The organism is Actinomadura darangshiensis (genome assembly GCF_004349235.1).
Taxonomy (GTDB): Bacteria; Actinomycetota; Actinomycetes; order Streptosporangiales; family Streptosporangiaceae; genus Spirillospora; species Spirillospora darangshiensis.
Window position 1 is genome coordinate 19,425 of the sequence record NZ_SMKY01000098.1, and the last position, 9,467, is coordinate 28,891.

Here is a 9,467-nt window from a genome sequence, read left to right on the forward strand (position 1 = left end):
CGCGGTGGTCTAGTTCGCCCGGGTCATGCGGGCGAGGTGCCCCTGGACGGCGGACGCGTCGCCCGTGCGGGCGATGTAGCCGTCGGGGCGGATCAGCGCCATGGCGGCACCTTGGAGAGCCGATCGCACCTGGCCGTCGGGGTCGATGTAGTCGCCGGACTCGCCGATCGTGACGACGCGGACGTCCGGGTGGTCGATGTCCGCCGGGACGTCGAAGGCCAGGACGGTGCTGTGCGGGCCGCGGAGAAGGTCGTGCAAGCGGATCTCGGCGCCGGTCTTGTCGCGGAGGACGGCGTCGGCGACGCGGGTTCCGCCGAGCGGGCCCGCGGAGAGCGAACTGTCGGGGTAGGCGAGGAGGAGCTGCTGGGTCTCCTCGCCGCGCTCGTGGGCGTCGGCCTGCCCCTCGACGGCCTTCTGGTACAGCCTCGTGCTGATGCCGAGGACTCCAGCAGCCACGGGCAGGCGTTCCTCCTCGTAGGTGTCGAGAAGAGTGGACGGACCGCCCTTAAGAACAACCGCCAGTTTCCAGCCGAGGTTGTAGGCGTCCTGGACGCCGGTGTTGAGGCCCTGGCCACCGGCCGGTGAATGGACGTGGGCCGCGTCGCCGGCCAGGAAGACGCGGCCGTCCCGGAACCGTTCGGCCATCCGGATGTTGACGCGGTAAATCGAACTCCACGTGAGGCCCGTCAGGCGGATGTCGGTGCGGTCGGTGCCCGCCTCCAGCACCTTCTGATAGGTGGCCAGGGTCAGTTCGGGGTCGTCGCCCGGCTGGATCGGCGCGGTGAACTGGAAGTCGTCCGTGCCGGGAAGCGGGACCAGTCCGACGCGGACGGTCTGCTTCTCCATGTCGGCCCACGTGTGCCAGTGGTCTCGGTCCAGATCGGTCGTCTGGACGTCGCCGATGAGCATCCGCTCCTCTTCGCGGGTCTCGCCCTCGAACGCGATACCGAGCGTCTTCCGGACGGCGCTCCGGCCGCCGTCCGCGCCGACGAGATAGGCGGCGTGAATGGTCGTGCCGTCGGCCAGCGTCGCGGTGACGCCTTCGGCGTCCTTGGTGAAGCCCGCCAGTTCACCCCGATCCACCCGGCCACCCAGTTCCATCAGGCGGTCGCGGAGAATTTGCTCGGTGCGCCACTGCGGCACCATCAGGACGTTCGGGTAGGGGACGGCGGCGGACGGCTCTTTCGGCTCGCTCATCCGTCCCTCCCACACGACGTCCGTGCCGGAGTAGGCGCGGATGGGCGGGTACGCGGCGCCGGTCTCCAGGATCGGGCCGATCACCCCGAGGTCGTCGAAGACCTCCAGCGTGCGGGGCTGCAGGCCCTTGCCGCGCGAGCCGGTGGGGATGCCGGGGTCGATGATCCGGTGGCCGACGCCGCGGCGGGCGAGGTCCACGGCGAGGGCGAGGCCGGTCGGCCCGGCTCCGATGATGAGGACGTCGGTCATGGTGTTCTCCCTTCTCCTGGCACCGAGTCTCGGCAGCGCACCTGGCAGAACGCTGTCAGCCCGCTGACAGCGTTGATATTCGAGGTGCGCGAGAACGTTTGCGTGCGCGACGCCGTGCCGGCGCACCTGTGGCAGCGGGCCGACGCGCTACGCCCGTTCGACTTCTTCCGCCTGCTCAGGGCCGCCGTCGCGGAATGACCGGCGACGGGCGTCCTCTGTTCCGTGGAGGCGCAGCGCGCTCAGGCCGAGGACGAGTTCGACGAGGTCGCCGGGGTTGGCCGGCGTCCGGCCGGTGAGCTGCTCGATCTTGCGGAGCCGGTTGAGGACGGTGTTGCGGTGGCAGAACAGCCGGTCCGCGGCGCGGGCCGCGGAGCCGTCGCACTCCAGCCAGGTCTCCAGCGTCGTCAGCAGCGCGTCGCGGAACCCGGGGTCGACGTCCCCGAGCCCGCCGAGCGCGACGCGCCCGAGCCGCCCGGCGAGCCGGGGCTGGGACAGGACGAGCGCGTCGGGCAGCCGGCGGTCGAGGCGCGCGATCTGGTTGCCGGGGCCGCGGCACGTCCGCAGCGCCAGCTCGGCGAACCAGCGGGCGCCGCCCAGCTCGGCGAGCGAGTCGACGACCGGGCTGACGCCCGCGTGCGACCGCGCGTAGGGGCGGACGGCGGCGACGAGGTCGTCCAGCCCGGCGGCGCCGAGCGCGACGAGCGCCACCTGGGCGTCGGTGCGCAGCCGCCAGATGAACCGCATCCCGCCGCTGTCGCCGGGTCGGCGGTCCACGCCGTCGCCGAACCCGCCCTCCGCACCCAGCATCACGACGGCGTAGCGCCCGGTCGCGGGCAGCCCGAGGACGGACGTCGCGGTCGCGAGCAGCCCGCCGTCGGCGCCCTGCCCGTCCAGCAGCGCGTCCACGATCGCCTGGACGCGCTCCTCGCTGCGCCGCGCCAGGTCCAGCTCGGTGCGGTGGTACGCGGCGGCGGCCGCGCCGGACTGCTGGTCGATCGTGTCCCAGGTGCGGGTCGCCTGCCGGATCAGCGCCGGGACGTTCTCCGGGTCGTGCCGCCCGACGACCTCGACGACCGCCTCCCAGAACACCCGCCCGGCGAGCCGGTAGGAGCGCAGCAGCTGGTCGAGCGGCTGCCCCTGGTGCGCCCTGCGCTGCCCGAGCCGGCGCGCCCACTCCAGGTCGGCGCGGCCGCGGTCCCGGTCGAGGATCGTCTCGAAGCCGTGCCCGAGCCCGGTGTGGCACAGCTCCCACACGTCGGCGCGGTACGGGTCGTCGCGGTCGCGGTCGCCGGACAGGATCTCGGCGGCGAGCCGGTCGGCGAGGTCGGGCAGGCGGTCCGACAGCCGCAGCACCGCCTTGCGCATGATCGTGCGGTCGGCGTCCACCTCTCCGACGGTCATCGCGGGCCACCTCCAGCACAACGCGGGGGCCTCATCGTGCCATCCGGGGGGCGTACGGGCCATCGCCGGACGCCCGGACTGTGCCCGCTCACAACCGGCGCCGGTCCGGATTGCGCGGCGTCCCCGAAACCGGGACCCGCTCTGGACCGGTGGCGGGTGCGCGTGTTGCCCTATGAGCCCCTTCCCTTTTGAGACCCCGTCCAATAGCGCACCGCCGCTGAGGGCGAGGGTGGTTCCCGCCAAGGAGGGACCGGCATGGCGCACGAACGGCTGTACGGACGCGAAGGCGAACTCCGGGCGATCGAGGTGATGCTCGGCCGGGCCCGGGACGGGCACGGCGGCGCCCTGGCGGTCTCGGGGGACGCCGGCGTGGGACGCAGCGCACTGCTGGACGCCGCCGGCCGGCTGGCCGGGCCCGGGTTCCGGGTGCTCGGCACGACCGGCGTCCCCGGCGAGACGGACGTTCCGTACGCGGGGCTGCACCGGCTGCTGCGCCCGCTGTCCGGGCGGGTCGCCGAGCTGCCGCCGGCGCACCGCGACGCCCTCGGGACCGTCCTGGACGGCGCGCCCCGCGCCGAGCCGTTCGTGCTGTTCACGGCGGTGTGCGAGCTGCTCGGCCGGGCCGCGCGCAGCGGGCCCGTGCTGTGCCGGGCGGACGACGTCCAGTGGCTCGACCGCAGCTCCCTGGAGGTGCTGGCCTTCGCCGCGCGCCGCGTCGAGGACGAGCCGGTCGCGGTGCTGTTCGCCGTCCGCGACGGGGCGCCGGAGGCGGCGCTCGCGGGCATCCGGCGGCTGCGGCTCGCGCCGCTGGGCGAGGACGCGGGCCGGCACGTGTTACGGGACGCGCTCGGCTCGCGGGACGCGCGCGGCGCCGCCCTGGACGGCTCGGCGGGCGGCGACCTCGCCGAGGAGATCGTCGACCTGGCCTGCGGGCGGCCCCTCGCGATCCGCGAGCTGGCCGCCGCGCTGACGCCCGGCCAGCTGTCGGGCGCCGCGCCCCCGCCCCGCGCACTCCCCCCGTCCAGCGCGCTGCGCGCCCGGTACCGGCGCCGCTACCTGCGGCTTCCCGACGGGGCGCGGCGCCTCGTGCTGATGACGGTGGCGGAGGAATGGCTGGGCACCGCGACAATGGCGCGGGCCGCCGGGTCGGGCGGGATCGGCGCGCGCGACCTCGACGCGGCCCGCGAGTCGGGGCTGCTGCGGTTCGAGGGCGACGGCGTCGCCGTCCGGAACCGGCTCGTCCGGTCGTCGCTGTGGGCGGACGCGTCGCGGGAGGAGCGGCAGGACGCGCACACCCTGCTCTCCGACGTCCTCGTCCAGGAATGGCAGCGGTCCCGGCGGCTCTGGCATCTCGCGGCGGTGACGGGCGAACCCGACGACGGGCTCGCCGACGAGCTGGCGAAGGAGGCCGCCGCGTCCCAGCGTGCGGGCCGGTACGCCGACTCGTGGCGGGTCTGGCAGCGCGCCGCGACGCTGACCGTCGAGCACGGCACCCGGACGGACCGGTTCCTGTCCGCCGCCGGGGACGCCTGGGCCGGCGGACGGTCCCGCCGGGCCCGCGCGATGCTGCGGCAGGTCCGTCCGCCCGGCCGCGACCGGACGCGGATCGCCCGCGCCGCCCTGCTGCGCGGCGAGATCGAGACGGCGGCCGGCTCCCCCGCGGCGGCGGTGCCGATGCTCCGGGACGCGGCCGAGCGGCTCGCCGGGTCCGACCCGGAGGCGGCGCTGCGCGCGCTGATGTGGGCCGCGGAGGCGGCGGACGCGTCCGGCGACCAGCACGCCTACCTGGAGGTCGCCGGCCGCGCGGCGTCGCTGGCCGCGCCCGGCCTGGAAGGCGAGCTGATGCGCGCGCACCTCGGCGGCGTCGCGGCCGCGATCCGCGGCCGGTACCGGGAGGCCGCGGAGCGCCTCGGGCGCGCCGTCCGCCTCGGCACCGAGGTCACCGACCCCGCCGCGCAGGTGTGGGCGGCGCTCTCGGCCTTCGCGCTCGGGGACGCCTCGCGCACCCGCGTCCTGGCGGCCGGCGCCGTCGCGTCCGCGCGGCGCGCCGGCGACGCGCCCGCCGAGTCGTTCGCGCTGATGGCCGCCGGACGGTGCGAGGCGCTCCTCGGCCATCCGCCCGCGCCGATCGCCGCGTGCCACGACGGGCTCCGGCTGGCGCAGGCGACCCGGCTGCACGGCCACGCGGCCGAGCAGCTCGCCACGCTCGTGCTCACCGCCGCGTTCAACGGCGACGACGACACCGCGCGCGGCCTGCTGGAGCGGCTCACCGAGGCCGCCGGCGCGCGCGGCCTCACCCGCGCCGCCGCCCTCGGATCGTGGGCGCCCGCGTGCCTGGACCTCGCCGCGGACCGTCCCGCCGACGCCGCCGCCCGCCTCCGGCTGCCGGGCGGGGCGGGGCCCGCCCTTCCGCCGGCGCGGCTCCTCGCCGTCCCGCACCTGGTCGAGGCGCTCGTCCGCACCGGCGAGCACGACCGCGCCGCCCGCACGTTCGAGCACTTCCGCCGCTGGAGCGACGGCATCGGCGCCCCACCCGGCCCGGACGCGCTCGCCCGGCGCTGCCGGGCACTGCTCACGCACGGCGACGACGAGGCCGGGGAGCACTTCACCGAGGCGCTCCGCCTGCACGAGGCCGCCGGCGCCGTGTTCGACCTCGCCCGGACGGAGCTGCTGTTCGGGCACCGGCTGCGGCGCTGCCGGCGGCCCCGCGCCGCCCGCGGGCACCTGCGCGCCGCGCTGCGGATCTTCGAGCGCTACGGCGCCGTCCCGTGGGCCGCGCAGGCCCGCGCGGAGCTGCGCGCCGCCGGATCCGGGGCCGACGAGGCGCGCGGCGCGGGCGGTGCGGGCGGCGTCGGGAAGCTCACCGCGCAGCAGGCCAACATCGCCCGGATGGCCGCCGAGGGGGCGACCAACCGGGAGATCGCGGCGCGGCTGCTGCTCAGCCCGCGGACCATCGACCACCATCTCCGCAACGTCTTCACCCGGCTCGGGATCCGGTCGCGCGTCGAGCTGGCCCGGCTGATCCGCTGAGCCGCCGGTCCGCCCGGGTCAGCGGGCCTCCTCGTACTCTCCCTCGCGGTCCTCGGCGGCCTTCGTGCTCCGGGAGGACGTCTTGGAGTTGCCACCGCCGCGGGAGTTGCCGGAGGACTTGGAGTTGCCGGTGTCCTGCTCCTTGCCGGCCTTCTCCTCCTCCTCCTCCTTCAGCGCGTCCTCCTGCGTCAGGACGACCTCGCTGTCGCGGATCTCACCGCGCCAGCCCTCGATCTCGTCGGCGCGGGTGAGCGAGTTCGTCATCACGTACCGGCGGAAGTGCTTCAGTTCGAGGCGGGCGCGGCGGCCCTGGGCGCGCCACATGTTGCCGGTCCGCTCGAAGAGGCCCTGCGGGTGGTACTCAAGGACGACGAGGACGCGGGTCAGGTTCGGCGACAGCTTGTGGAAGCTGACCGTCCCGTCGACATGGCCCTTGGCGCCCTTCGAGCGCCACACGATGTGCTCGTCCGGGACCTGCTCGACGATGGTCGCCTCCCAGGTCCGCGCCGACCAGAAGATCTTCGCCTTCCAGTTCAGCTTGGTGTCGTCGGCCTGGTCGACGCTGACGACCTTCTTCATGAAGGACGGGTACTCCTGGAACTGCGTCCACTGGTCGTAGACGAGCCTGCGGGGCGCACCGACGTCGGTGTGCTCGACGATGTTGGTGACCTTCACCTTCTTCCCGCCGCCGCCTCCGCCCTTGCCCTTGACGAGGCCGCCGACGGTGTCCTTGAGCCGTCCGAACACGCCCTTCTTCTGTTCGGACTGCTCGTTCTGCCCGGAGTCGTCCTTCCCGGAGTCGTCCTTCCCGGAGTCGTCCCGCTCGGAGCCGTTCCCCTTCTTGCTCTCGGCCTTGCCGCCGGTCTCGGCGTCGGCCTTGCCGCCCGGGTCGGACGCGTTGCCGGTGTCGCGGCGGCCGCTGAGGGCCTTGCTCGCCGCGACGGCGGCGCCGGCGCCGAGCAGGAGGCCGCCGGCCGTGCCGATGGTCTTCCCGCCGGGCAGGCTCTTGGTGATGGCGCTCAGGTCGGGGGTGCGCTTGCTGCGGCCGCCCGGCAGCCGTTTGGTGATCTGTCCGACGGGCAACCGGCCCATCGGGTTTCCGCGTGCCATGGTTGGTTCCTCACTTAGGGGTTGTGACGGTCTCGCCGTCGCGGATCTCGCCGCGCCAGCCCTCCACCTCGTCCGGGTGGAGGAGCGCCTGCGTCATCACGTGCCGGCGAAAGTGCTTGAGTTCGAGACGGGCGCGGCGGCCCTGGGCGCGCCAGATGTTGCCGGTCCGCTCGAAGAGCCCGGCGGGGTGGTAGTCCAGGACGAGCAGGACACGGGTCAGGTCGGGGGTCAGCTCGTGGAAGCTGACCGTGCCGTTGACGTGGCCCTTGGCACCCTTCGAGCGCCACACGATGTGCTCGTCGGGGACCTGCTCGGTGATCGTCGCCTCCCACGTCCGCGCCGACCAGAAGATCTTCGCCTTCCAGTTCAGCTTCTCGTCGGACGCCTGGTCGACGCTGACGACCTTCTTCATGAAGGACGGGTAGTCCTGGAACCGCGTCCACTGGTCGTAGACCAGGCGGCGCGGCGCACCCACGTCGGTCTGTTCGACGATGTTGGTCGGTTTCCCCCTTCGTCCGCCCCCGAAGATTCCGGCGAGGGTCTCCTTCAGCGCCGTCCAGCCGAAGCTCAGCAGCGCGCGGAACGGGGACTTGCCCTCCCGCAGCGCGTTGAGTCCGGCCAAGGCGGCCTTCCCGAGCGGGCCGGCGTTCTCGACCTTCGCGGTGAGGCGCCGGGCCTCGCGCTCCAGCCGGCGCTCGATCCTGGTGACCAGGCCGTCCAGCATCCGGCGTCCCAGCCGGCGGGCCGAGAGCACGGCCAGGGCGCCGCTCGCGCCGGCGGCGGTGCCCGCCGCCAGCCCGGTCCGGAAGTTCATGTCCCGTCCACCTCGTCCAGTCGTGTCGTCCGCTCGGGTACTGCGCCGGGTTACCCGGTCAAATTGGTGCAAAACAGGCCGCAGGCCAGGCACGGAGGCCGGTGGGCCCGATGGCCGCATCAGGACGGCGACCGTGCTGCGCTCAGAGTGAGCAGCCGAAACGCTGCTGTCACGCGACCGGACCAGTCCAGCGTGGACACCGGACCAGACGGGGGTCCCGGGAAGCCCGGATAACGGTTGAGAGTCGTGCTCAATGGGGCTCTTGAACTGGTACGGACCAGTTGTTTATCTTCATCCCCACCACGCGCGTTTGTGTTCGGTGCGCTTTCGCACCGCGCACTATTTTTCATGCGCGGCGCAAAGCTGGGAGAGGCGGGGACAGATGAAACGGCACCTCATGGGCGTCGTCGCCGCGGGACTGACCGTGGCGCTCGGCGTCAGCGGATGCGGCAAGGGCAGCTCGTCGGGCGGTGACTCCGACGGGAAGACCATCAAGTTCGTCGCCGCGATTTACGACGACAACACCAAGCCCTACTGGGACGCCCTGATCAAGGACTTCGAGGCGAAGAACTCGGGCTACAAGGTCAACCTGGAGATGGTCGACTGGACCCAGATGGACGCCAAGGTGAAGACCTACGTCCAGACCAAGCAGGTCCCCGACATCCTCAACTACAACGCGTTCTCCGACTTCGCGCGCGACGGCCTCATCTACAAGGCGTCCGAGGTGCTGTCGCCGAACACGCTCAGTGACTTCACCCCGACCTTCGTCCAGCAGGCCCAGTACAACGGCGCCCAGTACGGCCTGCCGTTCATCTCCAGCGCCCGCCTCCTGTTCTACAACAAGGACCTGTTCGACAAGGCCGGCATCAAGAACCCGCCCGCCACCTGGGACGAGGTCAAGTCGGACGCCGAGAAGATCCAGAAGTCCGGCACGACCGGGTACGGACTGCCGCTCGGCCCCGAGGAGTCGCAGGCCGAGTTCTACTCGTGGGCGATGAACAACGGCGGCGGCTGGGTCGACGCGTCCGGCAAATGGGCGATCAACCAGCAGGCCAACATCGACACCCTCAAGTTCCTGAAGGACCTCAACAAGTCCAAGGTGACCCAGCCGAACCCGGAGAGCACCGACCGCAAGACGGTGTTCAACCAGTTCGCGCAGGGCAAGATCGGCATGGCCATCGGCGGCCCGTTCACCAAGGCCGGATTCATCGACCCGGTGAACAAGGACCTGAACTTCGGCGTCGCGTCGCTGCCGAGCAAGAGCGGCTCGGAGCACAACACCCTCGGCGTCATGGACGTTCTCGCCGCGTTCAAGAAGGACGACGGCAAGAACAAGGAGGCCATCAAGAAGTTCCTCGACTTCTTCTACCAGAAGGAGAACACCTCGAAGTTCCTCAAGACCGAGGGCTTCCTCCCGGTGACGAAGTCGGCCGGTGACGCGCTGAGCGCCGACCCGTACATGAAGCAGTTCGTGGACGCGCTCCCGACGTCGAAGTTCGCGCCGACGTCCAACCCGGCCTGGTCCGCGGTCGCGGGCGCCGTCAAGCAGGACCTCGGCACCGCCGTCGCGAACGAGGACCCGAAGAAGGTCCTGGACAAGATCCAGAAGACCGCCGAGAAGGCCGGCTGAGTGCACGACCTCAAGACCAAGGAGCGGGGGCCCGGC

General features: G+C 72.9%; 6 protein-coding genes. 2 read left to right on the top strand and 4 right to left on the bottom strand.

Going from position 1 to position 9,467, the window contains the following annotated elements; genetic code table 11:
- Positions 1-9 precede the first annotated feature (9 nt).
- Entirely contained in the window at positions 10-1,446 is a 1,437-nt protein-coding gene (locus E1293_RS21645; protein WP_132199263.1) for an FAD-dependent monooxygenase, read from the bottom strand.
- A gap of 147 nt (positions 1,447-1,593) precedes the next feature.
- On the bottom strand, positions 1,594-2,847 hold the full coding sequence (locus E1293_RS21650; RefSeq protein WP_132199264.1) for a PucR family transcriptional regulator: 1,254 nt from the start codon (positions 2,845-2,847) through the stop codon (positions 1,594-1,596).
- A gap of 255 nt (positions 2,848-3,102) precedes the next feature.
- On the opposite strand from E1293_RS21650, the gene E1293_RS21655 reads away from it, so the two are divergent.
- The gene (locus E1293_RS21655; RefSeq protein ID WP_132199265.1) at positions 3,103-5,877 is read left to right on the top strand and encodes an ATP-binding protein; all 2,775 of its coding nucleotides are present in this window, start codon (positions 3,103-3,105) and stop codon (positions 5,875-5,877) included.
- Positions 5,878-5,895: 18 nt separating this feature from the next.
- On the opposite strand, the gene E1293_RS21660 is transcribed toward E1293_RS21655, so the two are convergent.
- Together E1293_RS21660 and E1293_RS21665 are read right to left on the bottom strand one after the other, a co-directional pair.
- Positions 5,896-6,987, bottom strand: a complete 1,092-nt coding sequence (locus E1293_RS21660) for an SRPBCC family protein (RefSeq protein ID WP_243716369.1) — start codon at positions 6,985-6,987, stop codon at positions 5,896-5,898.
- A 10-nt stretch (positions 6,988-6,997) separates the two neighbouring features.
- The gene (locus E1293_RS21665) at positions 6,998-7,801 is read right to left on the bottom strand and encodes an SRPBCC family protein (protein ID WP_132199266.1); all 804 of its coding nucleotides are present in this window, start codon (positions 7,799-7,801) and stop codon (positions 6,998-7,000) included.
- A 382-nt stretch (positions 7,802-8,183) separates the two neighbouring features.
- Here E1293_RS21665 and E1293_RS21670 point away from each other — a divergent pair, with 382 nt between their 5' ends.
- Positions 8,184-9,431, top strand: coding sequence for an extracellular solute-binding protein (locus tag E1293_RS21670; protein ID WP_132199267.1), 1,248 nt, complete (start codon positions 8,184-8,186; stop codon positions 9,429-9,431).
- Positions 9,432-9,467: the final 36 nt, after the last annotated feature.

Bases quoted from the DNA above. Each gene is read 5' to 3' on its own strand.
- E1293_RS21645 (WP_132199263.1), bottom strand. From the start codon at position 1,446: ATGACCGACGTCCTCATCATCGGAGCCGGGCCGACCGGCCTCGCCCTC.
- E1293_RS21650 (WP_132199264.1), bottom strand. From the start codon at position 2,847: ATGACCGTCGGAGAGGTGGACGCCGACCGCACGATCATGCGCAAGGCG.
- E1293_RS21655 (WP_132199265.1), top strand. From the start codon at position 3,103: ATGGCGCACGAACGGCTGTACGGACGCGAAGGCGAACTCCGGGCGATC.
- E1293_RS21660 (WP_243716369.1), bottom strand. From the start codon at position 6,987: ATGGCACGCGGAAACCCGATGGGCCGGTTGCCCGTCGGACAGATCACC.
- E1293_RS21665 (WP_132199266.1), bottom strand. From the start codon at position 7,801: ATGAACTTCCGGACCGGGCTGGCGGCGGGCACCGCCGCCGGCGCGAGC.
- E1293_RS21670 (WP_132199267.1), top strand. From the start codon at position 8,184: ATGAAACGGCACCTCATGGGCGTCGTCGCCGCGGGACTGACCGTGGCG.